Genomic DNA, 26,300 nt, shown 5'->3' on the forward strand with positions numbered 1-26,300 from the left:
GGCTTTCCAGAACACGCCGCAGGATGGTCGGGCTGGCAAAACTGCCGCTACCAGCCATCATGGATAAACGACTTGGAGGGCCATGGCCATGGGACGTCTGACCCGCGTTCTTGTCGCCTTGACCCGCTGGGGGCTGGGCTTATGCGCCCTGTTGGCGGTGTTGGTGGCGCTGTATGTCAGCCTCGGTCGCGAACTGGTGCCGCTGGTGGCCGAGTACCGCGCCGATGTGGAAAGCAAGGCCGAGCAGGCGCTGGGCCTGCCGGTGCATGTCGGTGCCCTCGAGGGCCGCTGGAGCGGGCTGGCTCCGGTGCTGCGGGTGCGCGACCTGCAACTGGGCGAAGGCGCTACGGCGTTGCGCCTGGATGACGTGAAGGTGGTGCCTGATGTCTGGGCCAGCCTTACCGCCCGTGAAGTGCGCCTGGCGCGTATTCAGCTGGGCGGCCTGCAACTGATCTTGCGCGAGAACGAGCAGGGCGCCTGGAACCTCGAAGGCCTGCCGAAAAAAGACGATGCACCACTCGACCCCGCCGACCTGCTGCAGCGCCTGCGTCAATTGGGCCGCGTCGATGTGTTCGACAGCCAAGTCACCTTGCACCCCTGGCAGCGTGACCCGCTCACCCTTACCTATGTCAGCGCCGGCCTGCAGGCGGGTGCTTCGCGGCAAGTGCTGGAGTTGCGCGCCACCTTGCCTGATGGCCAGCCTCTGTCGCTGAACCTGCAAAGCCGTGTGTCAGCCAAGGCCTGGCGTGATGGCCAGGTGGAGGCCTACCTGAGCCTGCCGCAAAGTGACTGGGCGCGCTGGTTGCCACCACGCCTGCTCGGTGAGTGGCAAGCTGACGTGTTGCGGGCGGGTGGGGAGTTCTGGGTCGATTGGCGAAAAGGGCAGTTGCAGCAGGCTGTGGTGCGGCTTAATGCGCCTGAACTGCGGGGTGCCTATACCGGGCGCAAAGCTGCCACGCTGAGCAACCTGGCCCTGGGCGCCTGGTTCCAGCGCCGGGATCAAGGCTTCGATGTGGTGGTCGACTCCCTGGCCATGGACATCGACAAGGCCCGCTGGGAGTCGCACTTGCAGTTGCAGCAGCGCCCGGGCGAGAACGCAGCCGATGAAAACTGGCGGGTGCAGGCCGACCGGCTCGATCTCACGCCCTTGACCCCGCTGATCGATGCTTTGGCGCCGTTGCCTGACAAAGTCATGGCCGTGGTCGATGGCCTGAAAGTCACCGGCGCGCTGCGCAATGTGCGGTTGGAGGCCCGGCCGAAAGCCGAGGGCGACAAACGCCTGCAGTTCGAGGCCAACCTGGAAAAGGTCGGTTTCGATGCCTATCACAATGCCCCGGCTGCCGGTAACGTCAGCGGCAGCATCAGCGGTGACCTGGGCCATGGTGAGCTGCGGTTGGATACCGAGGCGTTCATGCTGCATCTGTACCCGATCTTCGCCAAGCCCTGGCACTACCAGAAGGCCAATGCACGCCTGACCTGGGCTTTGGACAAAGACGGTTTCACCCTGATTGCGCCGTACCTCAAGGTGCTTGGCGAAGAGGGCAAGATCGCCGGTGATTTCCTGATTCGCCTGTTGTTCGAGGAAGGCCGCGAGGACTACATGGACCTGCGCGTCGGCCTGACCGAAGGCGATGGGCGCTATACCGCCAAGTACTTGCCCGAGGTGCTCAGCCCGGCCCTCGACGAGTGGTTGCGCAGCGCCATCGTCAAGGGCACGGTGGATGAAGGCTACTTCCAGTACCAGGGCTCGCTGAATCATGGCGCGGCTCCTGAAGCACGCAGTATCAGCCTGTTCTTCAAGGTGCGCGATGCCGCCCTGGACTTCCAGCCTGGCTGGCCGCAGGTGCAGCACGTGGATGGCGATGTGTTCATCGAGGACAGCGGTGTGCGCATCAAGGCCCAACGCGGCGTGCTGCTCGACACCAAGGTCAGCGATGTGACGGTCGATATACCGCATGTCGACGGTGATCAGCACAGCCACCTGTACCTGGATGGAGACTTCGACGGCACCCTGGGCGATGGGCTGAAGATTCTCAAGGAAGCGCCAATCGGTACCGGTGAGATTTTCGCCGGCTGGGAGGGTGAAGGGCCGCTGAAGGGCAAGGTCAAGCTCGATATCCCCTTGGCCCATGGGCCGCTACCGAAAGTACAGGTGGACTTCGCCACCAACGATGCGCGCCTGAAAGTCGCCCCGCCGAGCCTGGAGTTGAACCGCCTGAAGGGTGATTTCAGCTTTGATTTCGACAAAGGCCTGAGCGGCAAGGGCATCAGCCTGCAAGCCTTCGGCAAGCCGGTAACGGCGCAAATCACTGCTGAAGGCCAGGCTGGCCAGATGCAGACCCGCATTAATGCCAATGGCCAGGTGTCGCTCAAGGCGTTGACCGAGTGGCTGCAGTTCAAGCAGGCCCTGCCGGCCTCCGGCGACTTGCCTTACCAGCTACAGGTCAGCCTGGGTAGCCGGGAAAACAGCCTGAGCGTCACCTCCAACCTCAAGGGCCTGGCGATCGACCTGCCGGCACCGTTCGGCAAAACGGTGGCGGATACCCGCGACAGCCGTTTCAGTATGAGCCTGCAGGGGCCGGAGCGCCGCTTCGATGCTGTCTACACCGACCTTGCCCGCTTTGCCTATGCCGCGCCGGCCAACGCACTGGCCCAGGGGCGCGGTGAGTTGCTGCTCGGCGCCGGTAACGCTCAACTGCCGGCCGGTCAAGGCCTGCGGGTACGTGGCCGCCTGGAGGCTTTGGACCTGGCACCTTGGCAAGAGCAGGCAGCGCGCTTGGCGGGTGACGACCCCGGTGGCAGCGCGCGGCAAAACCTGCAAAGCGTAGACCTGAGCATTGGCCAGTTGAAAGCCTTTGGCATGGACCTGAATCAGGCAGTGGTGAGGCTGGCACGAGGCGGCCAGGCTTGGGACCTGCGCCTTGACAGCAAGGAAGTGATAGGTAACGCACGCGTGCCGGATGCCAAAGGATCGCCCATGGTGGTGCGCATGCAAACCTTGCGCTTGCCGGCGGCCGACCCTGCCCAGGCGAAAGCTGAGGATGGCCCCGATCCGCTGGCCTCGTTCGACCCGCGCAAGGTCCCGGCGCTGGACCTGAGCATCGACAAGCTGTACCGCGGCGACGACTTGTTCGGCAGTGCATCGATCAAGTTGCGACCCACCGCGCGTGGTGTTACCGCCAGTGATATCGACCTCGACTTCAAAGGCCTGCGTATCGACGGCGGCGGTGGCTGGGAAGGCGAAACGGGTAAGACCAGCAGCTGGTACAAAGGGCGCCTGGACGGCAAGAACCTGGCCGATGTACTCAAGGCCTGGGGCTTTGCCCCGACCGTGACCAGCCGCGATTTCCGCCTGGATGTGGATGGCCGCTGGCCGGGTTCGCCGGCTGCGGTCGGGCTGGAGCGCTTCTCGGGCAGCATGGACGCGGCACTGCGTACCGGCCAGTTCGTCGAGGTTGAAGGGAGCGCCCAGGCGTTGCGGGTATTCGGCCTGCTCAACTTCAACTCCATTGGCCGACGCCTGCGTCTGGACTTCTCCGACCTGTTCGAGAAAGGCCTGGCCTATGACCGGGTCAAGGGCCTGCTGGTGGCCAGTGACGGGGTGTATGTGACCCGCGAGCCCATCAGCGTGACCGGCCCGTCGAGCAATTTCGAGCTGGATGGGACCCTGGACATGGTGCGCGACCGGATTGATGCCAACCTGCAGGTCAGCCTGCCGGTGACCAACAACCTGCCGCTGGCGGCACTGATTGTCGGCGCGCCGGCCGTAGGTGGCGCCTTGTTCCTGGTCGATCGGTTGATCGGTGACCGTGTTTCGCGCTTTGCCAGTGTGCACTACCGTGTCGAAGGACCGGTTAAAGAGCCTAGAATCACCTTTGTGAAACCTTTCGAGAAATCCCGCTAGGAGTGCCCATGAAGGCAGCGGTAATCCAGATGGTCAGCCAGGACGATGTGCTGGCCAACCTGCAACGTGCCGGTGCCCTGTTGGAGCAGGCCGCGATGGGCGGCGCACGGCTGGCCGTGCTGCCAGAAAATTTCGCTGCCATGGGCCGTAAGGATGCCGCTGCCATCGGCCGTGCCGAAGCGTTGGGTGAAGGGCCGATCCTGCCATGGTTGAAACGCACCGCCCGTGACCTCAAGTTATGGATTGTTGCCGGCACCTTGCCCTTGCCACCGGTCGGCCAGCCCGAGGCCAAGGCCCATGCCTGCTCGCTGTTGATCGATGAACACGGCGAGATCGCGGCACGTTATGACAAGCTGCACCTGTTTGACGTGGATGTTGTCGACAACCGTGGCCGTTACCGTGAGTCGGACGACTACGCCCATGGTGCTCAGGTGGTGGTGGCTGACACGCCGGTCGGGCGGTTGGGGTTGAGCGTGTGCTACGACTTGCGCTTCCCCGAGCTGTACAGCGCACTGCGTGCTGCCGGCGCGGAGCTGATCACTGCGCCGGCTGCCTTTACGGCAGTGACAGGCGCGGCCCATTGGGAGGTACTGGTACGCGCCCGAGCCATCGAGACCCAGTGCTACCTGCTGGCTGCGGCGCAGGGAGGCACCCACCCAGGCCCACGGGAAACCCATGGGCATGCGGCGATTGTCGACCCTTGGGGGCGCATCGTTGCAGAACAGGCGCAAGGCGAAGCGGTACTGCTTGCCGAGCGCGACATTGAAGAACAAGCGTCCATTCGGGCGCGCATGCCGGTGGTATCGCACCGGCGCTTTTTCTCGCAGGGCGCGTTGCGGCCTGCGCACACCGCGGAGTGACTATGAGCCAGATGTTATCCACCGTCAGTGAGCAGCTCCTGGCCCCAGGCGGCTTGACCCTGGACAGCCTGCAGAGCGTGCTGGGTGAGTTGGCTGGCCCCGGCATCGACGCCGCCGACCTGTATTTCCAGGGCCAGATCTCGGAAACCTGGGCCCTGGAAGACGGCATCGTCAAAGAGGGCAGTTTCAACCTCGACCAGGGCGTGGGCGTGCGTGCCCAGTCCGGTGAAAAGACCGGGTTCGCCTACAGCAATGCAATCAACCTCGAGGCGCTGACCTCGGCGGCGCGCGCCGCCCGTTCCATTTCCCGTGCCGGTCAAAACGGTACGGTGCAGGCCTTCCGCAGCCAGGACGTCACGGCCCTGTATGCGGCGGACAACCCGCTGGATGTACTGAGCCGTGCCGAAAAGGTCGAGCTGCTCAAGCGTGTCGATGCCGCCACCCGTGCCCTGGACCCGCGAATTCAGCAGGTCAGTGTGAGCATGGCCGGGGTTTGGGAGCGTATCCTGATTGCGGCGGCCGATGGCAGCCTGGCTGCCGACGTGCGTCCGCTGGTGCGCTTCAACGTCAGCGTCATCGTCGAGCAGAACGGCCGCCGCGAGCGCGGCGGGCAGGGCGGTGGCGGGCGTACCGACTACCGCTTCTTCACTGAAGAGCGCGTGATGGGCTATGCCCGTGAAGCGCTGCGTCAGGCCCTGGTGAACCTGGAAGCGATTCCGGCTCCGGCCGGTACCTTGCCGGTGGTGTTAGGTTCGGGGTGGTCGGGTGTGCTGTTGCACGAGGCTGTCGGCCATGGCCTGGAAGGTGACTTCAACCGCAAGGGCAGTTCGGCTTTCAGCGGCCGTATCGGCGAGAAAGTGGCATCGAGCCTGTGCACCATCGTTGACGATGGCACGCTTGAGGGCCGCCGTGGTTCGCTGAGCGTCGATGACGAAGGTACCCCGACCGAGTGCACCACGTTGATCGAGAACGGGGTGCTCAAGGGTTACATGCAGGACAAGCTGAACGCACGCCTGATGGGCATGGCGGTGACCGGCAACGGGCGCCGCGAATCCTACGCACACCTGCCGATGCCACGCATGACCAATACCTACATGCGGGCTGGCGAAAGCGACCCGCAGGAAATCATCGCATCGGTGAAAAAAGGGATCTACTGCGCCAATCTGGGCGGCGGCCAGGTGGACATCACCAGCGGCAAATTCGTGTTCTCGACCAGTGAGGCCTACCTGATCGAAGACGGCAAGATTACTGCACCTGTGAAAGGCGCAACCCTGATCGGCAATGGTCCTGAGGCGATGAGCCGGGTGTCGATGGTCGGTAACGACCTGGCGCTGGACAGCGGAGTGGGCACATGCGGCAAGGACGGGCAGTCGGTGCCGGTGGGGGTAGGGCAGCCTACCTTGAAGCTGGATGCGATTACCGTGGGCGGTACCGGGGCGTGATGGCTTTTGGGGGCCGCAAAGCGGCCCCCAAGGGTTCAGCGCAACCCGCGCTGCAACTCGTCGAGGTCGCGGATGTACTTGAACACCTTGCGCGCAGCGGCAGGTGGCTTGTTCCGGGCCTTTTCGTGTTGAGCATGGCGCACCAGCGAACGCATTTGCTGGCGATCGGTTTCGGGGTACTCGTTGACGAAACGCTCGAGGTCTTCGTCGTTACCGTCGATCAGCCGGTCACGCCAGCGCTCCAGGTTGTGGAATCGCTCGTTGTACTGGCGAGTCGAGCTGTCCATCTGTTCGAGCAAGGCGTGGATGGCATCCAGGTCCTGTACGCGCATCAGCTTGCCGACGAACGACATGTGGCGCTTACGGGCGCCATGAGCGGTGTGCTTGCTGGCTTCAGCCAGTGCTTTGCGCAGCTCGTCGGTCAACGGCAGGCGTGCCAGGGTATCGGCCTTGAGCGTGGTCAGGCGCTCGCCAAGTTCGACCAGCGCATGCAGTTCGCGCTTGATCTGGGTTTTGCTTTTTTCGCCGTCGAAGGCGTCGTCGTTTGAATCAACCATGGTGGCAGTCCGCTAGAAATCGCCGCCATGATAACCAGTCGGGGGCCGCTTGTCCGGCCCGGTCGTAGAATGACCCTCGCCGAACGCAGAATTTGAGTGGAGAGAACCATGAGTGCAGTCCAGAGCGTAGGTCCGAAAGACCTGCCAGCATTGCAGGAGCAGGTCGAGGCAATCATCGCCGAGGCTCGCCGCCAAGGGGCCAGTGCCTGCGAAGTGGCCGTGTCGCTGGAGCAGGGCCTGTCCACCACGGTACGCCAGCGTGAGGTCGAGACCGTTGAGTTCAATCGCGACCAGGGCTTTGGCATTACCCTCTACGTTGGCCAGCGCAAAGGTTCGGCCAGCACTTCGGCCAGTGGCCCGGACGCGATCCGCGAAACCGTCGCTGCGGCGTTGGCCATTGCCAAGCATACTTCCGAGGACGAATGCTCGGGCCTTGCGGACGCCGCGTTGATGGCCCGGGACATCCCGGACCTGGACCTTTATCACGACTGGGACATTGAGCCCGAGAAGGCCATCGAGATGGCCCTGGCCTGCGAGGCTGCGGCGTTCGATGCCGACCCGCGCATCCTCAATGCCGATGGCACCACCCTCAATACCCACCAGGGCTGCCGCGTGTATGGCAACAGCCATGGCTTCATCGGGGGCTACGCTTCGACCCGGCACAGCCTGAGCTGCGTCATGATCGCCGAAGGCGACGGCCAGATGCAGCGCGACTATTGGTATGACGTAAACCGCCAAGGCAACCTGCTCGCCGATCCGCGCAGTATCGGTGTACGCGCTGCCCAGCGTGCCGCCAGCCGCCTGGGCGCGCGCCCGGTGCCCACTTGCGAGGTGCCGGTGCTGTTTTCCGCCGAGCTGGCCGGCGGCCTGTTCGGCAGCTTCCTCTCGGCCATTTCCGGCGGCAATCTTTACCGCAAATCGTCATTCCTTGAAGGGACCATTGGCCAGCGCCTGTTCCCCTCCTGGCTAACCCTCGACGAGCGCCCGCACATTCCGCGAGCGCTGGGCAGCGCCGCATTCGATGGTGACGGTCTGGCCACCTATGCCAAGCCGTTCGTCGACAAAGGCGAGCTGGTGTCGTACCTGCTGGGCACGTATTCCGGGCGCAAGCTGGGCTTGCCAAGTACTGCCAACGCCGGTGGCGTGCATAACCTGTACGTCAGCCATGGTGTCGAAGACCAGGCAGCACTGATCCGCCGCATGGGCCGTGGCCTGCTGGTCACCGAGCTGATGGGGCATGGCCTGAACATGGTGACCGGGGATTATTCCCGTGGTGCGGCAGGGTTCTGGGTTGAGAACGGCGAGATCCAGCACGCGGTGCAGGAAGTGACCATTGCCGGCAATATGAAGGATATGTTCCAGCAAATTGTCGCGATCGGGAGTGATCTCGAAACCCGTAGCAACATTCACACGGGTTCGGTACTGATCGAGCGAATGACTGTCGCAGGTAGCTGATTCGTTCCAGATACCTTGGCAAATCAGAAGACCCGGCCCTGCGCCGGGTTTTTGTTTCATCACCTTTTTCTTGAAGTGATTCTATTTATCACCTAATAATGAATATCATTATCCAGTAACCCGGCGATGATGTTCATGAAACCCGTCCTCCGCGAACTGCCCTACCTGGAAAACTGGCGCTGGCTCAGCCGGCGCATCCGCTGTGCGCTCGAACCCGACGAGCCGCGCCTGATCGAGCATTACCTGGCCGAGGGCCGCTACCTGGTGTGCTGCACCGAGACTTCGCCATGGACGGTGGCCCTGACCTCCTTGCGCCTGTTACTGGATACCGCCTGCGACCGCATGCTGCCCTGGCATTGGCGCTGCCTGTGCCTGGACCAGGCCTGGCGCCCCTTGCTGGACCTTCGCAATCTCGATCGCCAGGAACAGAACCAGCGCTGGCAGCCCTACGCCCTGCAGTTGGCCAATTGCCGCCTGCTGCCGTCGATTTCTCCCGATGAACTGATGCAAGGATTTGATGATGAGTGATACCCGTATCGAGCGTGACAGCATGGGCGAACTGCAGGTGCCGGCCCAGGCCCTGTACGGTGCCCAGACTCAGCGCGCGGTCGACAACTTCCCGGTCAGCGGCCAGCGCATGCCGGCCCAGTTCATTCGCGCGCTGTTGCTGGCCAAGGCGGCTGCCGCCAAGGCCAACGTCGAGCTGGAGCAATTGTCTGCCGCGCAGGGCAATGCCATCGTCAAGGCGGTCGAGCAACTGCTGGCCGAGGACTTCATCCAGCACTTCCCGGTGGATGTGTTCCAGACCGGCTCCGGCACCAGCTCGAACATGAACGCCAACGAGGTGATCGCCACCCTGGCCAGCCGTGTACTGGGTGATGCGGTCAACGCCAACGACCACGTCAACTGTGGCCAGAGCAGCAACGACATCATCCCGACCACCATTCACGTCAGTGCTGCACTGGCCCTGCACGAACAACTGCTTCCGGCCCTGAGCCACCTGGTGCAGGTGATCGAGACCAAGTCGGTGCAGGTGCATCAGTACGTGAAAACCGGCCGTACCCACTTGATGGACGCCATGCCGGTGCGCATGAGCCAGGTGCTGGATGGCTGGGCCGCGCAGATCAACGCTGCCAAGGCGCACATCGAGGCGACCCTGCCGAGCTTGCAGGCGCTGGCCCAGGGTGGCACGGCCGTGGGTACCGGCATCAACGCCCACCCACAGTTCGCGGCCGGTTTCGCCCGCCAGCTCAGCGGCCTGACCCAGGTAGAGTTCACCCCGGGCCAGAACCTGTTTGCCCTGATCGGCTCGCAAGACACTGCCGTGGCGCTGTCTGGCCAGCTCAAGACCACTGCTGTGGCGCTGATGAAGATCGCCAACGACCTGCGCTGGATGAACTCCGGCCCGCTCGCCGGCCTGGGCGAAATTGAGCTGCAAGGCCTGCAACCGGGCTCTTCGATCATGCCTGGCAAGGTCAACCCGGTGATTCCTGAGGCCACCGCCATGGTTGCTGCCCAGGTGATCGGCAACGACGCCACCATCGCTGTCGCTGGCCAGTCCGGCAACTTCGAGCTGAACGTGATGCTGCCGGTGATCGCCCGCAACCTGCTGGAAAGCATCGAGCTGATGGCCAACGTCAGCCGTCTGCTGGCCGACAAGGCCATCGCCACGTTCAGGGTCAACGAGGGCAAGCTCAAGGAAGCCCTGGCGCGCAACCCGATTCTGGTCACTGCGCTGAACCCGATCATCGGCTACCTCAAGGCCGCCGAAATCGCCAAGACCGCCTACAAGCAGGGCCGCCCGATCATCGACGTGGCGCTGGAGCACACCGACCTGTCACGCGACCAGCTGGAAGCACTGCTGGACCCGGAAAAACTCACCGCTGGCGGTATCTGACACTGCGTCGCCGCTCAGGAGACAACCATGCAGCACTGGAAACGCACTACGGAAACCGCCAACCGCCTGTTCGAACAAGGCGGGTTGGTCGACGCCCGGGAACACTACCTGCAAGCCCTGGCGCTGGCGCAGGTGCTGTTCGAGCGCTGGCATGACGTCGACGAAGCGGTGGCTGCATTCGTCATCGCCCATCACAACCTGGCCGACCTGCACCTGCGCCTCAACCAGCCGCACGAGAGCGCCGACTACCTGTGCGCCGCTCACCAGCGGCTGTTGCAGGCCAGCCAGGAGGCGCGTTTACCCCAGGGGCTGCGTGACGCAGCCCTGCGTCACAGTGGACGCACCTACACCCAGCTGCTGAGTTTTATCGCCGAATACGGCCAGTACCCACGTACCGAGCGTCTGCTCAACCGCCACGGCACCGGGGCCAGCGCGTTCGCTGCCCAGCCAGACGTGGCGCACAGAAACCATGCCTACGGAATTCAATGACATGCCGCATACCTTGCCTGCTTTGCCCTACGCCTACGATGAGCTGGAGCCGCACATCGACGCGCAGACCATGGAAATTCACCACACCAAGCACCATCAGACCTACGTCAACGGCCTCAATGCCGCCATCGAAGGCACCGAATGGGCCGAATGGCCCGTGGAGAAGCTGGTTGGTGCAGTCAAGCAGCTACCGGAAAGCCTGCGTGGCGCTGTGACCAACCATGGCGGGGGGCACGCCAACCATAGCCTGTTCTGGACGGTGATGTCGCCGCAAGGTGGTGGTGAGCCACACGGCCAGCTGGCGCAGGCCATCGCCTCGCAACTGGGTGGTTTCGATTCCTTCAAGGAGGCGTTCACCAAGGCTGCGCTGACCCGCTTTGGCAGCGGCTGGGCCTGGCTCAGCGTAACGCCGCAGAAAACCCTCGTTGTCGAGAGCAGTGGCAACCAGGACAGCCCGCTGATGCTCGGCAACACGCCAATCCTCGGCCTGGACGTGTGGGAACATGCCTACTACCTGAAGTATCAGAACCGTCGTCCGGAATACATCGGTGCCTTCTACAACGTGATTGACTGGGCCGAAGTGGAACGCCGTTACCTCGAAGCCCTGAAGTGAGTCGGACCGGTATGCGCTCTGAGGTGATGTCTGTCAGCAGTGTGCGCCTGTTTCGGCTGGCGCTTGGGACTTTGCTTTTGCTGGCTGGCGCCGCGCTGCTGGTGGCGCGTGGCCTTGCCTGGCTGGACCTGGAACCGCGCATGTTGCGTGCGCTGGAAGGCGGCGCATTATGCGCCCTGGGGACGGCGCTGGGCGCGGTACCGGTACTGGTCATTCGCAACATGCCGGTGGCACTGGCCGATACGCTGCTGGGCTTCGGCGCTGGCGTAATGCTGGCGGCCACCGCGTTTTCCCTGATCATTCCGGGGTTGGACGCCGCTCAATCCATCGGTTTCAGCCCTTGGGGCGCGGGTGGCCTGATCAGCTTTGGCCTGATGTTCGGTGCGCTGTGCCTGTTTCTGGTTGACCTCAAGGTGTCAGGTGCCTCGCCGGAAGCACTGGTCGGCACCGGCAATCAGCCAGTGATTGCCGCGCGCATCTGGCTGTTTGTCATCGCGATCATCGCGCACAACATCCCCGAAGGCATGGCGATTGGCGTATCGGCCGGTGGTGGCATGGCCGACGCCGACAGCCTGGCCATGGGCATCGCCTTGCAGGATGTGCCTGAAGGGCTGGTCATTGCGCTGGTGCTGGCGGGGGCGGGCATGCCGCGCTTCAAAGCCTTCCTGATCGGTGCCGCTTCTGGGCTGGTCGAGCCGGTAGCCGCAGTGATCTGTGCCTGGTTGGTGAACATCGCCGAGCTGCTGCTGCCGCTGGGCCTGGCCTGTGCGGCGGGGGCGATGCTGCTGGTGGTTACCCAGGAAATCATCCCGGAATCACGCAGCAACGGCCACCATCGCCTGGCTAGCCTGGGGCTTTGTATCGGGTTCTGCCTGATGATGGTGATGGACACCGCGATGTCCTGATCTGACCTCATCGCCGGTACAGTCAACCTGGATCGAAGCGGCTTATTCGCCTTCGTCGAAGAAGTTGTTGATCAGCTCGACCAGCGCATCCATGGCGTCGTTGTCCTGCTCACCTTCGGTAAGCAGGTGAACCTGTGTGCCTTTGCCGGCCGCCAGCATCATCACCGCCATGATGCTCTTGCCATCCACCAGCTTGTCCGGTGCGCGGCCAACCCGTACCTGGCAGGGGAAGCGGCCGGCAACGCCGACGAACTTGGCTGCCGCCCGGGCATGCAGGCCCAGCTTGTTGATGATGGTGATTTCGCGGGCGGGCATCGTGGGGCGGATCCTTGGGCTTAGAGGTCGCGGTGGCGGACCTGGACGTTTTTCAGGGATTGCTGCAGCAACTGGCCAAGGCGTTCGGTGATGTAGACCGAGCGGTGGTGGCCGCCGGTGCAGCCGATAGCAATGGTGACGTAGGCGCGGTTGCTGGCGGCGAAGCGGGGTAGCCACTTGAGCAAGTAGCTGGAAATGTCATTGAACATGTCCTCGACGTCTGGCTGTGCGGCCAGGTAGTCGGCGACCGGTTGATCGAGGCCGGAGTGCTCACGCAGTTCGGGCTTCCAGTAGGGATTGGGCAGGCAGCGTACATCGAACACCAGGTCGGCATCGACTGGCATGCCGCGCTTGAAACCAAACGACTCGACCAAAAAGGCTGTGCCGGGCTCGGGCTGGTTGAGCAGGCGCAGCTTGATCGAGTCCCGTAGTTGGTACAGGTTGAGGCTGGTGGTGTCGATCTTCAGGTCTGCCAGGTCAGCAATTGGCCCCAGCAGTTCGCTCTCCACGCGGATCGCTTCTGCCAGCGAACGGTTGGCATTGGTCAGTGGATGGCGACGACGGGTTTCCGAGAAGCGCTTGAGCAGCATGTCTTCGTCGGCATCCAGGAACACCACGTCACACTGGATGTTCCGCGCACGGGCTTCTTCGAGTAGCTCGGGGAAGCGCGTGAGGTGGCTGGGCAGGTTGCGTGCATCGATCGACACGGCAACCTTGGGTTGCAGTAATTCCGTGTTGATCAGTGCATCCTCCGCCAGCTGCGGCAGCAGCCCGGCGGGCAGGTTGTCAATGCAGTAGAAACCGTTGTCTTCCAGGACATCGAGGGCGGTGCTCTTGCCGGAGCCGGACCGGCCGCTGACGATGATCAGGCGCATGTTCAGTGCTCGTTCTGTACGTCCAGGACAACCTGGAACAGGGCCTCACTGCTGGTGGCCGCGCGCAGGCGATCACGGACCTCCTTGCGATCGAGCATGCTGGCGATCTGACGCAGCAGTTCCAGATGCGCATCGGTGGCGGCTTCGGGTACCAGCAGTACAAACAGCAGGTCCACGGGCGCGCCATCGATGGCGTCGTAATCAATAGGTGCTTCCAGGTGCAGCAGGGCGCTAACCGGCGCTGAACAGCCTTCAAGGCGGCAGTGCGGAATGGCGATGCCATTGCCGAAACCGGTCGATCCGAGTTTTTCGCGGGCGACCAGCTTTTCGAAGACGTCTTGCATCTCCAGTTCTGGCACTTGGTCGGCGATGACGGTGGCGACCTTTTCCAGGGCGCGCTTCTTGCTGCCGCCCGGCACGTTCACGAGTGAACGGCCGGGGGTCAGGATGGTTTCAAGTCGGATCATGGATGAGGGGGATCAGCGGGCAGCTGCACCTTGCAGCAGGCTTTGCTGTTTTTCCTTGTGTTTTTTCAGTTGGCGGTCGAGCTTGTCGGCCAAGGCGTCGATCGCTGCATACATGTCTTCGTGTTCGGCGTTGGCTACCACTTCGCCGCCGGGAATCTGCAGGGTCGCCTCGACCTTCTGCTGCAGCTTCTCGACTTTCATGATGACCTGCACGTTGGTGATCTTGTCGAAGTGACTTTCCACGCGGGCGAGCTTTTCAAGCACGTAATCGCGCAGTGGCTGGGTGACTTCTACATGCTGTCCACTGATATTGACTTGCATACAGCTTCTCCTTTGTTGCCCGTGCATAAAGAGGCAGGTCTTGCACCTGCCCCACAAACGCTGTGGCACATCTCAGGGGCTACATCAGTCGCTTGCGCTCACTCGACGGTGCGATGCCGAGGGACTCGCGGTACTTGGCGACGGTGCGACGGGCTACCTGGATGCCTTGTGCCTCCAGTAAACCAGCGATCTTGCTGTCACTCAATGGCTTTTTCTGATTTTCCGCCGCAACCAGTTTTTTGATGATCGCGCGGATCGCCGTGGACGAGCATTCTCCGCCTTCGGAGGTGCTGACGTGGCTGGAGAAAAAGTATTTCAGTTCGTAGATGCCACGCGGTGTATGCATGTATTTCTGCGTGGTAACCCGCGAAATGGTCGACTCGTGCATGCCCACCGCTTCTGCGATGTCATGCAATACCAGCGGCTTCATGGCTTCGTCACCATGGTCGAGGAAACCGCGCTGGTGCTCGACGATCTGTGTGGCAACCTTCATCAGGGTTTCGTTGCGGCTTTGCAGGCTCTTGATGAACCAGCGCGCTTCCTGCAACTGGTTGCGCATGAAGGTGTTGTCGGCGCTGGTATCGGCACGGCGCACGAAACCGGCGTATTGCGGGTTGACGCGCAGGCGCGGGATAGCCTCCTGGTTCAGCTCCACCAGCCAGCGGTCGCTGTCTTTGCGCACGATGACGTCAGGCACCACGTACTCGGGCTCGCTGGACTCGATCTGCGAACCGGGGCGCGGGTTGAGGCTCTGTACCAGTTCGATCACCTGGCGCAGCTCGTCTTCCTTGATTTTCATGCGCCGCATGAGCTGGCTGTAATCGCGGCTGCCGAGCAGGTCGATGAAATCGGTGACCAGGCGCTTGGCTTCGGTCATCCAGGGGGTACTGGCGGGCAACTGGCGCAGTTGCAGCAGCAGGCATTCGCCCAGGTTGCGCGCGCCGACGCCGGCTGGCTCGAACTGCTGGATGCGGTGCAGCACCGCTTCGACCTCGTCCAGCTCGATATCCAGCTCCGGGTCGAAACCGGCGCAGATTTCCTCGAGCGTGTCTTCCAGGTAGCCCTGGCCATTGATGCTGTCGATCAGCGTGACGGCGATCAGGCGGTCGGTGTCGGACATCGGTGCCAGGTTCAGTTGCCACAGCAGGTGGCTCTGCAAGCTCTCGCCGGCTGAGGTGCGGGTGGTGAAGTCCCACTCGTCGTCATCGTTGCTTGGCAGGCTGCTGGCGCTGGTCTGGTAGATGTCTTCCCAGGCGGTATCGACTGGAAGCTCGTTGGGGATGCGCTCGCTCCACTCACCGTCTTCCAGGTTGTCGGCACTGGCGGTGCTTTCCTGGAAACTGTTGTCCTGGACTTCGGCGGCCGGCTTGTTCTCGGCGTTGTCCGCCATCGGGTCGCTGTTGTCGAAGTCGTCGCCGTCTTCCTGACGTTCGAGCATCGGGTTCGACTCCAGCGCTTCCTGGATTTCCTGTTGGAGGTCCAGGGTGGAAAGCTGGAGCAGGCGGATGGCCTGTTGCAACTGCGGTGTCATCGTCAGTTGCTGGCCCATTTTTAGGACGAGCGATGGTTTCATGGCTGGGGCTTAATACCTTGTTCGCCGGCGCGCATGCGCCATCCACTACACGAGGGCGCCGGGGCGCCAGATCAAGCAAGTTTTATGCCTTAAATTGTAGCGTTTGCCTAGAGCACTGTAACAACTTTCACCCCGGTTTCAGGGCGATTTGCCAGTACTCCAGGCATGTGCCGGGGTCAGAGCCGGAACTCGTGGCCCAGGTAAACCTCTTTGACCAGCTCGTTGGCCAGGATGGTCTCGGCATCGCCTTCGGCGATCAGGCGGCCATCGTTGACGATATAGGCGGTTTCGCAGATATCCAGGGTTTCGCGCACGTTGTGGTCGGTGATCAGTACACCAATGCCCTTGGCCTTGAGGTGGTGGATGATCTGCTTGATGTCGCCGACCGAAATCGGGTCGACGCCAGCGAACGGTTCGTCCAGCAGGATGAACTTGGGTGCGGTGGCCAGGGCGCGGGCAATCTCGACCCGGCGGCGTTCACCACCGGACAGGCTCATGCCGAGGTTGTCACGGATGTGGCTGATGTGGAACTCCTGTAGCAGGCTTTCCAGTTCTTTGCGGCGCCCGTCGCGGTCGAGGTCCTTGCGGGTCTCGAGGATGGCCATGATGTTGTCGGCCACCGACAGCTTGCGGAAGATCGAGGCCTCCTGCGGCAGGTAGCCGATGCCGGCGCGGGCGCGGCCGTGCATGGGCTGGTGGCTGACATCGAGGTTATCGATAAGCACACGCCCCTGCTCGGCCTGGACCAGCCCGACAATCATGTAGAAGCAAGTGGTCTTGCCGGCGCCGTTGGGGCCAAGCAGGCCGACGATCTGGCCGCTGTCGATCGACAGGCTGACGTCACGTACCACCTGTCGCCCCTTGTAGCTCTTGGCCAGGTGCTGGGCTTTGAGGGTTGCCATTTACTCGGCCTTCTTCTTGGGCTGGATCACCATGTCGATACGCTGACGCGGTGTGGTCACGTTGCCACCGCGACCCGCAGTCGCCACCTGGGTCTGAGTGTTGTAGACGATTTTCTCGCCTTCGGTGGTGTTGCCCTCGTTCTCGACCTTGGCACGGTCGGTGAGGATCACCAGGTCCTTCTGCGACTGGTACTGGATGGTAACGCCCCAGCCTTTCATCTTGTCCGGCTTGGCCGCGCTCTGCTGCTGCTCGAAGTAGGCCAGGTTGCCCACCGAGGTCACCACGTCGATGTCGCCAGAGGCGGAACGGGTGATGGTCACGGTGTTGCCTTTGATCATCATCGAACCCTGGGTGATGATCACGTCGCCGGTGTAGGTGGCCACGCCTTGCTTGTCGTCCAGGTGGGCGTTGTCGGCCTGGATACGGATCGGCTGGTCACGGTCGTTCGGCAGGGCGAGGGCGCTCGCGCTTCCCAGTGCTGCGCTCAGGCTGAGCAAAAGGGGGAGGGTTTTAACGAGCCTCATACTGTCCTCTTACGTTAGAGAGCAAGTCCATCTTGCCTTCTTTCAAATACGCTTTCATTCCTTTGCCCGTAGTAGTGCCACCGGCGCCGTCGATTCTAACGGCTTGCTCGGTCTGCGCATATTGCTTCTGCGGGAACACGGTCATGCGTGAGCTGGTAATGATGGTTTCGCGCTGCTTTTCGTCGGTGCGAGCAACCCGTACCTTGTCGATCAGCTCGACCTCGGTACCGTCCGGGTTGACCTCGGCGCGGGTGCTCTGCACGTGCCACGGGTATTCGGTGCCGCGGTACATGTGCAGGTCCGGCGTGGTCAGCAGGGTGATTTCACTGGCCTTGAGGTGTTCGACCTTGTCGGCGGTCATCTCGTACTGCAGTTTGCCGTCGGGCAGAAACTGCACGCTGTGGGCGTTGATCGCATAGTAGTCGATAGCGCTTTCGTCGACCTGGGCCACCGGCTTGTCGAGGAAGCTTTCCGGGCTGACATTCCAGTAGCCGATCGCCACCAGCAGGGCAGCGATCACTGCGAGCAGCGCAGCATTGCGGGCTTTCTTGCTGAACATGGGCAGCCTTACAGGTAGTTGGCGTTGGCAGCGTCCAGGGTACCCTGGGCCTGCATGATCAGTTCGCAGAATTCACGGGCCGCTCCCTCGCCGCCGCGTGCCTGGGTCACGCCGTGGGCGTGCTGGCGAACGAACGGCGCGGCGTTGGCCACGGCCATGCCCAATGCTACCCGGCGAATGACCGGCAGGTCCGGCAGGTCGTCGCCCAGGTAGGCTACTTGATCATAGCTTAGGCCCAGTTCGGCGAGCAGGCCGTCAAGCACGACCAATTTGTCCTCTCGGCCCTGATACAGGTGCGGGATGCCGAGGTTTCTGGCGCGGCGCTCGACCACCGGGGTCTTGCGGCCGCTGATGATCGCGGTGGTCACGCCCGCGTTCATGAGCATCTTGATGCCCTGGCCGTCGAGGGTGTTGAAGGTCTTGAATTCGCTGCCGTCTTCGAGGAAGTACAGGCGCCCGTCGGTGAGCACGCCGTCCACGTCGAACACTGCCAGCTTGATGTGCTTGCCGCGTTGCATGAGGTCCTGGTTCATTCCATCGCTCCTTACATTACGCCGGCGCGCAGCAGATCGTGCATGTTCAGGGCACCGGTCGGGCGGTCTTCGCGATCCACCACCACCAGGGCGCCGATCTTGTGGTCTTCCATGATCTTCAGGGCTTCGGCGGCAAGCATTTCGGCACGTGCCGTCTTGCCATGCACGGTCATGACCTGATCGATCAGGGTGGTGTGTACGTCGATGTTGCGGTCCAGGCTGCGGCGCAGGTCGCCGTCGGTGAAGATCCCGGCCAGCTTGCCGTCAGCTTCGACGATCACGGTCATGCCCAAACCTTTGCGGGACATTTCAAGGAGCGCGTCCTTGAGCAGGGTGCCACGCGGCACTTGAGGCAGTTCGTCGCCGGCATGCATCACGTTCTCGACCTTGAGCAGCAGGCGTCGGCCCAGTGCGCCACCCGGGTGCGAGAAGGCAAAGTCCTCGGCGGTGAAGCCTCGGGCTTCGAGCAGGGCGATGGCCAGGCAGTCCCCCAGCACCAGCGACGCCGTGGTAGAGGAGGTGGGCGCCAGGTTCAGCGGGCAGGCCTCTTGCGCGACGCGGGCGTCAAGGTTGACCTCGGCGGCCTGGGCCAGGGGCGAATCCGGGTTGCCGGTAAGGCTGATCAGCTTGATGCCCAGGCGCTTGATCAGGGGCAGCAAGGTGACGATCTCTGCGGTGCTGCCGGAATTCGACAGGGCAAGGATGACATCCTCGCGGGTGATCATGCCCATGTCACCATGGCTGGCTTCGGCCGGGTGCACGAAAAATGCCGGGGTGCCGGTGCTGGCCAGGGTGGCGGCGATCTTGTTGCCGATGTGCCCGGACTTGCCCATGCCGACCACGACAACCCGGCCCTTGCAGGCCTGGATCAGTTCGCAGGCCTTGACGAAGTTGTCGTCGATGCGCGCCAGCAGGGCCTCTACGGCCTCGAGTTCCAGGCGCAGGGTGCGTTGGGCGGATTGGATCAGCTCGCTGGATTGGCTCATGTCGAAAAAGCAATGCCTGATGAAAAGGCCGCGATTATACGCGCAATGACAAAAACCCTCACCCTTTCGATTGCTGTGGCGAATGTCATCAAAGCCTGTCTCAGGGCTGAACGACTCGTTGCCCGGCCTTGGGGCGGCGCTGTCAGCGGTGCTATAGTTCGCCGCTATTCGGCCTGCCAGGGGCGCGTGTGCCTTCCTGATGGAGGCCGGCGTCCATTAGGACGAGGCTGCACTAGCAAGGAGTCTAGATGAGTGTGGATAGCGCCTACGCGGTCGAGTTGAAGGGGCTTACCTTCAAACGCGGTTCGCGCAGCATTTTCAGCAACGTCGACATTCGCATCCCGCGCGGCAAGGTCACCGGCATCATGGGGCCATCGGGTTGCGGCAAGACCACGTTGCTCCGCCTGATGGGCGCGCAGCTGCGCCCCTCCAGCGGTGAGGTATGGGTTGCCGGGCAAAACCTGCCGACGCTGTCGCGCAGCGACCTGTTCGACGCCCGCAAGCAGATGGGTGTGCTGTTCCAGAGCGGCGCGCTGTTCACCGACCTCGATGTGTTCGAGAACGTCGCGTTCCCGCTGCGCGTGCACACCCAGCTGTCGGACGAGATGATCCGTGACATCGTGTTGATGAAGCTGCAGGCCGTGGGCCTGCGCGGTGCCATCGACCTGATGCCCGACGAACTGTCTGGCGGCATGAAGCGCCGTGTGGCGCTGGCCCGGGCCATTGCCCTGGACCCGCAGATCCTCATGTACGACGAACCGTTCGTCGGCCAGGACCCGATCGCCATGGGCGTACTGGTGCGCCTGATCCGCCTGCTCAACGATGCGTTAGGCATCACCAGCATCGTCGTGTCCCACGACCTGGCAGAAACCGCCAGCATTGCCGACTACATCTATGTGGTGGGGGACGGCCAGGTGTTGGGCCAGGGCACGCCTGATGAGCTGATGGGGTCGGACAACCCACGGATTCGCCAGTTCATGAAGGGCGACCCGGACGGCCCGGTTCCCTTCCACTTTCCTGCGCCTGATTACCGCGCCGACCTGCTGGGGGCGCGTTGATGCGCAGAAGATCCTTACTCGAACGTGTCCGCCTGCTAGGTCGCTCGGCGATCGACGTGCTGGCGGTACTGGGGCGTTCCTGCCTGTTCCTGTTCCATGCACTGATCGGCCGCGGCGGCATCGGCGGCGGTTTCCAGTTGCTGACCAAGCAGCTGTACTCGGTAGGCGTGCTGTCGCTGGCGATCATTGTCGTGTCCGGGGTGTTCATCGGCATGGTGCTGGCGCTGCAGGGCTACAGCATCCTGACCAAATACGGTTCGGAGCAGGCGGTGGGGCAGATGGTCGCCCTGACCCTGCTGCGCGAGCTTGGTCCGGTGGTGACAGCGTTGCTGTTCGCCGGCCGCGCAGGCTCCGCACTGACCGCTGAAATTGGCAACATGAAGTCCACCGAGCAGCTGTCGAGCCTGGAAATGATCGGCGTCGACCCGCTCAAGTACATCGTCGCGCCACGCCTTTGGGCCGGTTTCATCTCGTTGCCGCTGCTGGCGCTGATCTTCAGCGTGGTCGGCATCTGGGGGGGCTCGTGGGTGGCTGTGGACTGGCTGGGTGTATACGAGGGCTCGTTCTGGGCCAACATGCAGAACAGTGTTTCCTTTACCGACGACGTGCTCAACGGGTTGATCAAGAGCCTGGTGTTCGCCTTCGTCACGACCTGGATCGCCGTATTCCAGGGGTACGACTGTGAGCCCACCTCAGAAGGGATCAGCCGTGCCACCACCAAGACCGTGGTCTATGCCTCGTTGGCAGTGCTGGGTCTGGACTTTATTCTGACCGCCTTGATGTTTGGAGATTTCTGATGCAAAACCGCACCCTGGAAATCGGTGTCGGCCTGTTCCTCCTGGCCGGGATCCTGGCGCTGCTGCTGCTGGCCCTGCGTGTCAGCGGGCTGTCGGCCAGCCCGAGCAGCGATACCTATAAAGTTTATGCCTACTTCGACAATATCGCCGGTTTGACGGTCAGAGCTAAAGTGACCATGGCCGGTGTGACGATCGGCAAGGTTACCGCCATCGATCTGGACCGTGATTCCTACACCGGTCGGGTGACGCTGCAGCTGGACAAGTCGGTGGACAACCTGCCGACCGACTCCACGGCCTCGATCCTGACCGCCGGCTTGCTTGGCGAGAAGTACATCGGCATCAGCGTGGGCGGCGAAGACCAGGTGCTCAAGGACGGTGCGACCATCCACGACACCCAGTCAGCACTGGTGCTGGAAGATCTGATTGGCAAGTTCCTGCTCAACTCCGTTGGCAAGGAACCGAAAGAAGCGCAACCGGCTAATTAAGGAGTTTCCATGATTTCGATCCTGCGACGTGGCCTGCTGGTCCTGCTGGCGGCCTTCCCTCTGATGGCCCTGGCCGCGCAGTCGCCGCACGACGTGGTGCAGAGCACCACCACCGAGCTGCTGAGTGAGCTCAAGGCCAACAAAGAGCAGTACAAGTCCAACCCGCAAGCTTTCTACGACACCCTTGACCGGATCCTCGCGCCGGTGGTCGATGCCGACGGTATTTCCAAAAGCATCATGACCGTCAAGTACTCGCGCAAGGCCACGCCCGAGCAGATGCAGCGCTTCCAGGAAAACTTCAAGCGCAGCCTGTTCCAGTTCTACGGTAACGCGCTACTGGAGTACAACAACCAGGGTATCGTCGTAGACCCGGCCAAAGCCGATGACGGCAAGCGCGCTTCCGTAGGTATGAAGGTCACCGGCAACAATGGCGCCGTATATCCGGTGCAGTACACCCTGGAAAACCTGGGTGGCGAATGGAAAGTGCGTAACGTCATCGTCAACGGCATCAACATCGGCAAGCTGTTCCGCGACCAGTTCGCCGATGCCATGCAGCGCAACGGCAACGACCTGGACAAGACCATCGATGGCTGGGCCGGTGAAGTGGCAAAGGCCAAGCAGGCTGCCGACAACTCGCCAGAGAAGACCGTCAAATGAGTGAGGCCGCTGTAAGCATGGCCGAGCCGGGCGTACTGCGCCTGGCTGGTGTGCTGGATTACCGTAGCGGCCCGGTCCTGCGCAAGCAGGGCAAGGCACTGATCGCGGCTTGCCGCGAGGCGCAGCTGGTGCTGGATTGCTCGGCGGTGCAGCACTCCACCAGCGTAGGTCTGTCGCTGTTGCTGGCATTCATGCGCGATGCCCAAGCGGGTGGCAAGGGCTGCCAGGTGCGCAACATGCCCGACGACATGCGGGAAATTGCCGAGGTTTATGACCTCGATGAAGTGATGGCAACCTGATGGCCCAGCGCGGATGATGGCCCCTCGGTCAGCGAAACCCTCGTTGGGCTTCGCAGGCGAGGGGCTTTTTTGTATGATGGCCGACCCGTGCGCATCGGGCGCCGATTGAGGTTGAGCATGCAGGCCGTAGAAGTTAAAAGCTTCCTTGAAGAGAAATTGCCGGGTTCCCGGGTCGAAGTTGAAGGCGAAGGCTGCAACTTCCAGTTGAACGTGATCAGCGACGAGTTGGCTGGCCTGAGCCCGGTCAAACGCCAGCAGGCGATCTATGCTCACCTGAATCCGTGGATTGCCAATGGCAGCATCCATGCGGTAACCATGAAATTTTTCAGCAGCGCAGCCTGGGCTGAGCGCACCTGAGCCAACTTGGCGGCGAGATTCCAATGGACAAACTGATTATTACTGGCGGCGCTCGCCTTGACGGCGAGATCCGCATTTCGGGTGCGAAGAACGCAGCCCTGCCAATTCTGGCGGCTACCCTGCTGGCTGACGGCCCGGTCACCGTGGGCAACCTGCCGCACCTGCACGACATCACCACCATGATCGAGCTGTTCGGCCGCATGGGCATCGAGCCTGTGATCGACGAAAAGCTGGCGGTGGAGATCGACCCACGCACCATCAAGACCCTGGTCGCGCCTTACGAGCTGGTCAAGACCATGCGCGCCTCGATCCTGGTGCTGGGCCCGATGGTTGCCCGTTTCGGCGAAGCCGAAGTGGCCCTGCCTGGCGGTTGCGCCATTGGCTCACGCCCGGTCGACCTGCACATCCGTGGCCTCGAAGCCATGGGCGCGAAAATCGAAGTGGAAGGCGGCTACATCAAGGCCAAGGCGCCTGAGGGTGGCCTGCGCGGTGCGCACTTCTTCTTCGACACCGTCAGCGTGACCGGTACCGAAAACATCATGATGGCCGCTGCCCTGGCCAAAGGCCGCAGCGTGCTGCAGAACGCCGCGCGTGAGCCGGAAGTGGTCGACCTGGCCAACTTCATCAATGCCATGGGTGGCAACGTCCAGGGCGCTGGCACCGACACCATCACCATCGATGGCGTCGAGCGCCTGCACTCGGCCAACTACCGCGTGATGCCGGACCGCATCGAGACCGGTACCTACCTGGTCGCTGCTGCCGTGACTGGCGGCCGTGTCAAGGTCAAGGATACCGACCCGACCATCCTTGAAGCCGTACTGGAAAAACTCAAGGAAGCCGGCGCCGACATCAACACCGGCGAAGACTGGATCGAGCTGGACATGCATGGCAAGCGGCCGAAAGCCGTCAACCTGCGTACCGCTCCGTACCCGGCGTTCCCGACCGACATGCAGGCGCAGTTCATCTCGCTGAACGCCATTGCCGAAGGCACGGGCGCAGTGATCGAGACCATCTTCGAAAACCGTTTCATGCATGTTTACGAAATGCACCGCATGGGCGCGCAGATCCAGGTCGAAGGCAACACTGCCATCGTCACTGGCGTAAAAGCGCTGAAGGGTGCCCCGGTCATGGCCACCGACCTGCGTGCGTCCGCCAGCCTGGTGCTGTCGGCGCTGGTTGCCGAAGGCGATACCCTGATCGATCGCATCTACCACATCGACCGTGGTTACGAGTGCATCGAAGAGAAACTGCAGATGCTCGGCGCGAAAATCCGCCGCGTACCGGGCTAGTAGCCCGAAGGTGCATGGACGCACCCTTTGAATTGAATGCGGCCAGGTCGATGACCTGGCCGGCAGCAGCCGCTTAAGGACCGACGTTCCAATGTTGACCATCGCGCTTTCCAAAGGCCGTATTCTCGACGATACCCTGCCGTTGCTGGCCGAGGCCGGTATCGTGCCGACCGAGAACCCGGACAAGAGCCGCAAACTGATCATCCCCACCACGCAGGACGACGTGCGCCTGCTGATCGTGCGTGCTACCGACGTGCCGACCTATGTCGAGCATGGTGCCGCCGACCTGGGTGTGGCCGGCAAGGACGTGCTGATGGAGTACGGCGGCCAGGGCCTGTATGAGCCTCTGGACCTGCAGATTGCCCAGTGCAAGCTGATGACGGCTGGCGCGGTTGGCGCGCCTGAGCCCAAGGGCCGCCTGCGCGTGGCCACCAAGTTCGTCAACGTAGCCAAGCGTTACTACGCCGAGCAGGGGCGTCAGGTCGACATCATCAAGCTATATGGCTCGATGGAGCTGGCACCGCTGATCAACCTCGCCGACAAGATCATCGACGTGGTCGACACCGGCAACACCCTGCGTGCCAACGGCCTGGAGCCCCAGGAACTGATCGCCACGATCAGCTCGCGCCTGGTGGTCAACAAGGCCTCCATGAAAATGCAGCACGCCCGTATCCAGAGCCTGATCGACACGCTTCGTCAAGCGGTCGAATCGCGACACCGCGGCTGACTCCTGCGCGCGGCCTTCGCTGTCGCGCCCGTCTATCCGCGTCATAGCCATTTTTCTCGGGTGCCCGCGCGGATGGACTGGTAGCCTAGGGCGCCTGAGCATTCGCTAATAATCGAGGCCCTCGCCATGACCGTGTCCACTGCAATTGCCCGTCTCAACGCCGCTGATCCGGATTTCGCCCGACATCTGGATCATCTGCTGAGCTGGGAAAGTGTGTCCGATGACGCGGTCAATCAGCGCGTGCTCGACATCATCAAGGCCGTGCGTGAGCGCGGTGATGCGGCGCTGGTTGAATTCACCCAGCGTTTCGATGGCGTAGATGCCAAGTCGATTGACGACCTGATCCTCAATCGTGAACGCCTGGAGCTGGCGCTGACCCGCATCACCCCGGCCCAGCGCGAAGCCCTGGAAACAGCCGCCAATCGCGTGCGCATGTACCACGAGCGGCAGAAGCAGGATTCCTGGCAGTACACCGAGGCCGACGGCACTGTGCTTGGCCAGAAGGTTACCCCACTGGACCGTGCTGGCCTGTATGTGCCGGGCGGCAAGGCGTCGTACCCGTCGTCGGTGTTGATGAACGCCATCCCGGCCAAGGTTGCCGGCGTGGCCGAAGTGGTCATGGTGGTACCGACCCCGCGTGGTGAGGTCAACGAGCTGGTGCTGGCGGCCGCGTGCATTGCCGGTGTCGACCGTGTGTTCACCGTCGGTGGTGCCCAGGCTGTTGCCGCGTTGGCCTACGGCACCGAAAGCGTGCCGCAGGTGGACAAGATCGTCGGCCCAGGCAACATCTACGTTGCTACTGCCAAGCGCCATGTGTTCGGCCAGGTGGGCATCGACATGATCGCCGGCCCGTCGGAAATCCTCGTGGTGTGCGACGGCCAGACCGACCCGGACTGGATCGCCATGGACCTGTTCTCCCAGGCCGAGCACGACGAAGACGCCCAGGCCATTCTGGTCAGCCCGGATGCCGCCTTCCTCGACCGCGTTGCCGCCAGCATCGACAAGCTGATGCCGACCATGGAGCGTGCCGAAATCATCGAGAAGTCGATCAACGGCCGTGGTGCACTGATTCAGGTGCGTGACATGCAACAGGCGATGGACGTGGCCAACCGTATTGCACCGGAACACCTGGAACTGTCGGTGGCCGACCCGCAAGCCTGGTTGCCGCACATTCGCCACGCTGGGGCGATCTTCATGGGCCGCCACACCAGCGAAGCGCTGGGCGATTACTGTGCCGGCCCCAACCACGTGTTGCCGACCTCCGGCACCGCACGTTTCTCGTCGCCGCTGGGGGTGTATGACTTCCAGAAGCGTTCGTCGATCATCTTCTGCTCCGAGCAGGGTGCCTCCGAGCTGGGGCACACCGCGTCGGTCCTGGCCCGTGGCGAGTCGCTGACCGCCCACGCCCGCAGCGCTGAATACCGTATCCTGACCCAAGAGAAGGGGAACTGAG

Annotated in this window: 29 protein-coding genes; 18 read left to right on the forward strand and 11 right to left on the reverse strand. The window is 62.6% G+C overall.

Annotated elements, in window-relative coordinates; all coding sequences use genetic code 11:
- Positions 1-82 precede the first annotated feature (82 nt).
- From D906_RS18175 to tldD, 3 genes are read left to right on the forward strand one after another with little or no spacing between them, the layout of a single operon-like run.
- The gene (locus tag D906_RS18175; RefSeq protein WP_027615481.1) at positions 83-3,904 is read left to right on the forward strand and encodes a YhdP family protein; all 3,822 of its coding nucleotides are present in this window, start codon (positions 83-85) and stop codon (positions 3,902-3,904) included.
- 8 nt (positions 3,905-3,912) lie between these two features.
- A complete protein-coding gene (locus D906_RS18180; RefSeq protein ID WP_019099449.1) occupies positions 3,913-4,764 on the forward strand; it encodes a carbon-nitrogen hydrolase family protein in 852 nt (283 codons plus the stop codon).
- 2 nt (positions 4,765-4,766) lie between these two features.
- Positions 4,767-6,206, forward strand: a complete 1,440-nt coding sequence (gene tldD, locus D906_RS18185; RefSeq protein WP_016713149.1) for a metalloprotease TldD — start codon at positions 4,767-4,769, stop codon at positions 6,204-6,206.
- 35 nt (positions 6,207-6,241) lie between these two features.
- On the opposite strand, the gene yjgA is transcribed toward tldD, so the two are convergent.
- Positions 6,242-6,763, reverse strand: coding sequence for a ribosome biogenesis factor YjgA (yjgA, locus tag D906_RS18190; RefSeq protein WP_016713148.1), 522 nt, complete (start codon positions 6,761-6,763; stop codon positions 6,242-6,244).
- Between the two features lie 108 nt (positions 6,764-6,871).
- On the opposite strand from yjgA, the gene pmbA reads away from it, so the two are divergent.
- From pmbA to D906_RS18220, 6 genes are all read left to right on the forward strand, one after another.
- Entirely contained in the window at positions 6,872-8,218 is a 1,347-nt protein-coding gene (pmbA, locus tag D906_RS18195; RefSeq protein WP_019099450.1) for a metalloprotease PmbA, read from the forward strand.
- A 126-nt stretch (positions 8,219-8,344) separates the two neighbouring features.
- Positions 8,345-8,746 carry a hypothetical protein gene (locus tag D906_RS18200; protein ID WP_019099451.1) on the forward strand — a complete coding sequence of 134 codons (402 nt, stop codon included), beginning with the start codon at positions 8,345-8,347 and terminating at the stop codon, positions 8,744-8,746.
- The gene (locus D906_RS18205) at positions 8,739-10,115 is read left to right on the forward strand and encodes a lyase family protein (protein ID WP_025753786.1); all 1,377 of its coding nucleotides are present in this window, start codon (positions 8,739-8,741) and stop codon (positions 10,113-10,115) included. Before D906_RS18200 ends, D906_RS18205 begins: the two co-directional genes overlap by 8 nt.
- A 27-nt stretch (positions 10,116-10,142) precedes the next feature.
- On the forward strand, positions 10,143-10,604 hold the full coding sequence (locus D906_RS18210) for a hypothetical protein (RefSeq protein ID WP_019099453.1): 462 nt from the start codon (positions 10,143-10,145) through the stop codon (positions 10,602-10,604).
- Position 10,605: 1 nt separating this feature from the next.
- Positions 10,606-11,217 (forward strand): superoxide dismutase, encoded by a 612-nt coding sequence (locus D906_RS18215; protein WP_027615482.1) that lies wholly within the window; start codon positions 10,606-10,608, stop codon positions 11,215-11,217.
- Between the two features lie 11 nt (positions 11,218-11,228).
- Complete coding sequence (locus tag D906_RS18220; protein WP_019099455.1) at positions 11,229-12,122, forward strand: ZIP family metal transporter; 894 nt, start codon at positions 11,229-11,231, stop codon at positions 12,120-12,122.
- 42 nt (positions 12,123-12,164) lie between these two features.
- Here the strand turns inward: D906_RS18220 and D906_RS18225 are convergent, their stop codons facing one another.
- The 10 genes from D906_RS18225 to D906_RS18270 form a co-directional block, all read right to left on the reverse strand.
- Positions 12,165-12,437, reverse strand: coding sequence for an HPr family phosphocarrier protein (locus tag D906_RS18225; RefSeq protein WP_016713141.1), 273 nt, complete (start codon positions 12,435-12,437; stop codon positions 12,165-12,167).
- Positions 12,438-12,457: 20 nt separating this feature from the next.
- Positions 12,458-13,312, reverse strand: a complete 855-nt coding sequence (gene rapZ, locus D906_RS18230; RefSeq protein WP_016713140.1) for an RNase adapter RapZ — start codon at positions 13,310-13,312, stop codon at positions 12,458-12,460.
- A gap of 2 nt (positions 13,313-13,314) precedes the next feature.
- Positions 13,315-13,779, reverse strand: coding sequence for a PTS IIA-like nitrogen regulatory protein PtsN (ptsN, locus tag D906_RS18235; protein WP_016713139.1), 465 nt, complete (start codon positions 13,777-13,779; stop codon positions 13,315-13,317).
- A 12-nt stretch (positions 13,780-13,791) separates the two neighbouring features.
- Positions 13,792-14,100, reverse strand: coding sequence for a ribosome hibernation-promoting factor, HPF/YfiA family (hpf, locus tag D906_RS18240; protein ID WP_003255135.1), 309 nt, complete (start codon positions 14,098-14,100; stop codon positions 13,792-13,794).
- Between the two features lie 79 nt (positions 14,101-14,179).
- Positions 14,180-15,673, reverse strand: a complete 1,494-nt coding sequence (locus tag D906_RS18245; protein ID WP_025753783.1) for an RNA polymerase factor sigma-54 — start codon at positions 15,671-15,673, stop codon at positions 14,180-14,182.
- 176 nt (positions 15,674-15,849) lie between these two features.
- Positions 15,850-16,575 (reverse strand): LPS export ABC transporter ATP-binding protein, encoded by a 726-nt coding sequence (lptB, locus tag D906_RS18250; RefSeq protein WP_010952146.1) that lies wholly within the window; start codon positions 16,573-16,575, stop codon positions 15,850-15,852.
- Positions 16,576-17,100 (reverse strand): lipopolysaccharide transport periplasmic protein LptA, encoded by a 525-nt coding sequence (lptA, locus tag D906_RS18255; RefSeq protein WP_012270658.1) that lies wholly within the window; start codon positions 17,098-17,100, stop codon positions 16,576-16,578.
- On the reverse strand, positions 17,087-17,659 hold the full coding sequence (lptC, locus tag D906_RS18260; RefSeq protein ID WP_019099457.1) for an LPS export ABC transporter periplasmic protein LptC: 573 nt from the start codon (positions 17,657-17,659) through the stop codon (positions 17,087-17,089). The genes lptA and lptC overlap by 14 nt, the downstream gene beginning before the upstream one ends.
- Before the next feature lie 8 nt (positions 17,660-17,667).
- Complete coding sequence (locus D906_RS18265) at positions 17,668-18,192, reverse strand: HAD family hydrolase (RefSeq protein WP_016713136.1); 525 nt, start codon at positions 18,190-18,192, stop codon at positions 17,668-17,670.
- Between the two features lie 11 nt (positions 18,193-18,203).
- Positions 18,204-19,178: a KpsF/GutQ family sugar-phosphate isomerase gene (locus D906_RS18270; protein WP_019099458.1), complete on the reverse strand. Its 975-nt coding sequence runs from the start codon at positions 19,176-19,178 to the stop codon at positions 18,204-18,206.
- A 248-nt stretch (positions 19,179-19,426) separates the two neighbouring features.
- Between D906_RS18270 and D906_RS18275 the strand changes: the two genes are divergently transcribed.
- The 9 genes from D906_RS18275 (at position 19,427) to hisD (ending at position 26,299) form a co-directional block, all read left to right on the forward strand.
- The gene (locus tag D906_RS18275; protein WP_016713134.1) at positions 19,427-20,236 is read left to right on the forward strand and encodes an ATP-binding cassette domain-containing protein; all 810 of its coding nucleotides are present in this window, start codon (positions 19,427-19,429) and stop codon (positions 20,234-20,236) included.
- The gene (gene mlaE / locus D906_RS18280) at positions 20,236-21,033 is read left to right on the forward strand and encodes a lipid asymmetry maintenance ABC transporter permease subunit MlaE (protein WP_016713133.1); all 798 of its coding nucleotides are present in this window, start codon (positions 20,236-20,238) and stop codon (positions 21,031-21,033) included. The genes D906_RS18275 and mlaE overlap by 1 nt, the downstream gene beginning before the upstream one ends.
- Complete coding sequence (gene mlaD / locus D906_RS18285; RefSeq protein ID WP_016485045.1) at positions 21,033-21,518, forward strand: outer membrane lipid asymmetry maintenance protein MlaD; 486 nt, start codon at positions 21,033-21,035, stop codon at positions 21,516-21,518. The genes mlaE and mlaD overlap by 1 nt, the downstream gene beginning before the upstream one ends.
- A gap of 9 nt (positions 21,519-21,527) precedes the next feature.
- Positions 21,528-22,175, forward strand: a complete 648-nt coding sequence (locus D906_RS18290) for a phospholipid-binding protein MlaC (protein ID WP_019099459.1) — start codon at positions 21,528-21,530, stop codon at positions 22,173-22,175.
- Positions 22,172-22,474, forward strand: a complete 303-nt coding sequence (locus tag D906_RS18295; RefSeq protein ID WP_027615483.1) for a lipid asymmetry maintenance protein MlaB — start codon at positions 22,172-22,174, stop codon at positions 22,472-22,474. Before D906_RS18290 ends, D906_RS18295 begins: the two co-directional genes overlap by 4 nt.
- Before the next feature lie 117 nt (positions 22,475-22,591).
- Positions 22,592-22,831, forward strand: coding sequence for a BolA family protein (locus D906_RS18300; RefSeq protein WP_003255121.1), 240 nt, complete (start codon positions 22,592-22,594; stop codon positions 22,829-22,831).
- Between the two features lie 23 nt (positions 22,832-22,854).
- Positions 22,855-24,120, forward strand: a complete 1,266-nt coding sequence (gene murA / locus D906_RS18305; RefSeq protein WP_016713130.1) for a UDP-N-acetylglucosamine 1-carboxyvinyltransferase — start codon at positions 22,855-22,857, stop codon at positions 24,118-24,120.
- A gap of 91 nt (positions 24,121-24,211) precedes the next feature.
- Positions 24,212-24,847, forward strand: a complete 636-nt coding sequence (gene hisG / locus D906_RS18310; RefSeq protein WP_016713129.1) for an ATP phosphoribosyltransferase — start codon at positions 24,212-24,214, stop codon at positions 24,845-24,847.
- A 126-nt stretch (positions 24,848-24,973) separates the two neighbouring features.
- Positions 24,974-26,299: a histidinol dehydrogenase gene (hisD, locus tag D906_RS18315; protein WP_025753782.1), complete on the forward strand. Its 1,326-nt coding sequence runs from the start codon at positions 24,974-24,976 to the stop codon at positions 26,297-26,299.
- The last annotated feature ends 1 nt before the right edge of the window (position 26,300 follow it).

This window comes from Pseudomonas sp. LAIL14HWK12:I1, assembly GCF_003202095.1.
GTDB classification, from domain to species: domain Bacteria; phylum Pseudomonadota; class Gammaproteobacteria; order Pseudomonadales; family Pseudomonadaceae; genus Aquipseudomonas; species Aquipseudomonas monteilii.

Excerpts from the sequence above, each read along its gene's own strand:
- tldD (WP_016713149.1), top strand. The coding sequence starts at position 4,767 with ATGAGCCAGATGTTATCCACCGTCAGTGAGCAGCTCCTGGCCCCAGGC.
- D906_RS18295 (WP_027615483.1), top strand. The coding sequence starts at position 22,172 with ATGAGTGAGGCCGCTGTAAGCATGGCCGAGCCGGGCGTACTGCGCCTG.
- D906_RS18270 (WP_019099458.1), bottom strand. The coding sequence starts at position 19,178 with ATGAGCCAATCCAGCGAGCTGATCCAATCCGCCCAACGCACCCTGCGC.
- mlaD (WP_016485045.1), top strand. The coding sequence starts at position 21,033 with ATGCAAAACCGCACCCTGGAAATCGGTGTCGGCCTGTTCCTCCTGGCC.
- lptB (WP_010952146.1), bottom strand. The coding sequence starts at position 16,575 with ATGGCAACCCTCAAAGCCCAGCACCTGGCCAAGAGCTACAAGGGGCGA.
- D906_RS18265 (WP_016713136.1), bottom strand. The coding sequence starts at position 18,192 with ATGAACCAGGACCTCATGCAACGCGGCAAGCACATCAAGCTGGCAGTG.
- D906_RS18220 (WP_019099455.1), top strand. The coding sequence starts at position 11,229 with ATGCGCTCTGAGGTGATGTCTGTCAGCAGTGTGCGCCTGTTTCGGCTG.
- D906_RS18210 (WP_019099453.1), top strand. The coding sequence starts at position 10,143 with ATGCAGCACTGGAAACGCACTACGGAAACCGCCAACCGCCTGTTCGAA.
- D906_RS18245 (WP_025753783.1), bottom strand. The coding sequence starts at position 15,673 with ATGAAACCATCGCTCGTCCTAAAAATGGGCCAGCAACTGACGATGACA.
- D906_RS18290 (WP_019099459.1), top strand. The coding sequence starts at position 21,528 with ATGATTTCGATCCTGCGACGTGGCCTGCTGGTCCTGCTGGCGGCCTTC.
- D906_RS18225 (WP_016713141.1), bottom strand. The coding sequence starts at position 12,437 with ATGCCCGCCCGCGAAATCACCATCATCAACAAGCTGGGCCTGCATGCC.
- hisD (WP_025753782.1), top strand. The coding sequence starts at position 24,974 with ATGACCGTGTCCACTGCAATTGCCCGTCTCAACGCCGCTGATCCGGAT.
- hpf (WP_003255135.1), bottom strand. The coding sequence starts at position 14,100 with ATGCAAGTCAATATCAGTGGACAGCATGTAGAAGTCACCCAGCCACTG.
- hisG (WP_016713129.1), top strand. The coding sequence starts at position 24,212 with ATGTTGACCATCGCGCTTTCCAAAGGCCGTATTCTCGACGATACCCTG.
- D906_RS18275 (WP_016713134.1), top strand. The coding sequence starts at position 19,427 with ATGAGTGTGGATAGCGCCTACGCGGTCGAGTTGAAGGGGCTTACCTTC.
- D906_RS18205 (WP_025753786.1), top strand. The coding sequence starts at position 8,739 with ATGAGTGATACCCGTATCGAGCGTGACAGCATGGGCGAACTGCAGGTG.
- yjgA (WP_016713148.1), bottom strand. The coding sequence starts at position 6,763 with ATGGTTGATTCAAACGACGACGCCTTCGACGGCGAAAAAAGCAAAACC.
- ptsN (WP_016713139.1), bottom strand. The coding sequence starts at position 13,779 with ATGATCCGACTTGAAACCATCCTGACCCCCGGCCGTTCACTCGTGAAC.
- D906_RS18175 (WP_027615481.1), top strand. The coding sequence starts at position 83 with ATGGCCATGGGACGTCTGACCCGCGTTCTTGTCGCCTTGACCCGCTGG.
- pmbA (WP_019099450.1), top strand. The coding sequence starts at position 6,872 with ATGAGTGCAGTCCAGAGCGTAGGTCCGAAAGACCTGCCAGCATTGCAG.
- rapZ (WP_016713140.1), bottom strand. The coding sequence starts at position 13,312 with ATGCGCCTGATCATCGTCAGCGGCCGGTCCGGCTCCGGCAAGAGCACC.
- murA (WP_016713130.1), top strand. The coding sequence starts at position 22,855 with ATGGACAAACTGATTATTACTGGCGGCGCTCGCCTTGACGGCGAGATC.
- D906_RS18300 (WP_003255121.1), top strand. The coding sequence starts at position 22,592 with ATGCAGGCCGTAGAAGTTAAAAGCTTCCTTGAAGAGAAATTGCCGGGT.
- lptC (WP_019099457.1), bottom strand. The coding sequence starts at position 17,659 with ATGTTCAGCAAGAAAGCCCGCAATGCTGCGCTGCTCGCAGTGATCGCT.
- mlaE (WP_016713133.1), top strand. The coding sequence starts at position 20,236 with ATGCGCAGAAGATCCTTACTCGAACGTGTCCGCCTGCTAGGTCGCTCG.
- D906_RS18200 (WP_019099451.1), top strand. The coding sequence starts at position 8,345 with ATGATGTTCATGAAACCCGTCCTCCGCGAACTGCCCTACCTGGAAAAC.
- D906_RS18180 (WP_019099449.1), top strand. The coding sequence starts at position 3,913 with ATGAAGGCAGCGGTAATCCAGATGGTCAGCCAGGACGATGTGCTGGCC.
- lptA (WP_012270658.1), bottom strand. The coding sequence starts at position 17,100 with ATGAGGCTCGTTAAAACCCTCCCCCTTTTGCTCAGCCTGAGCGCAGCA.
- D906_RS18215 (WP_027615482.1), top strand. The coding sequence starts at position 10,606 with ATGCCGCATACCTTGCCTGCTTTGCCCTACGCCTACGATGAGCTGGAG.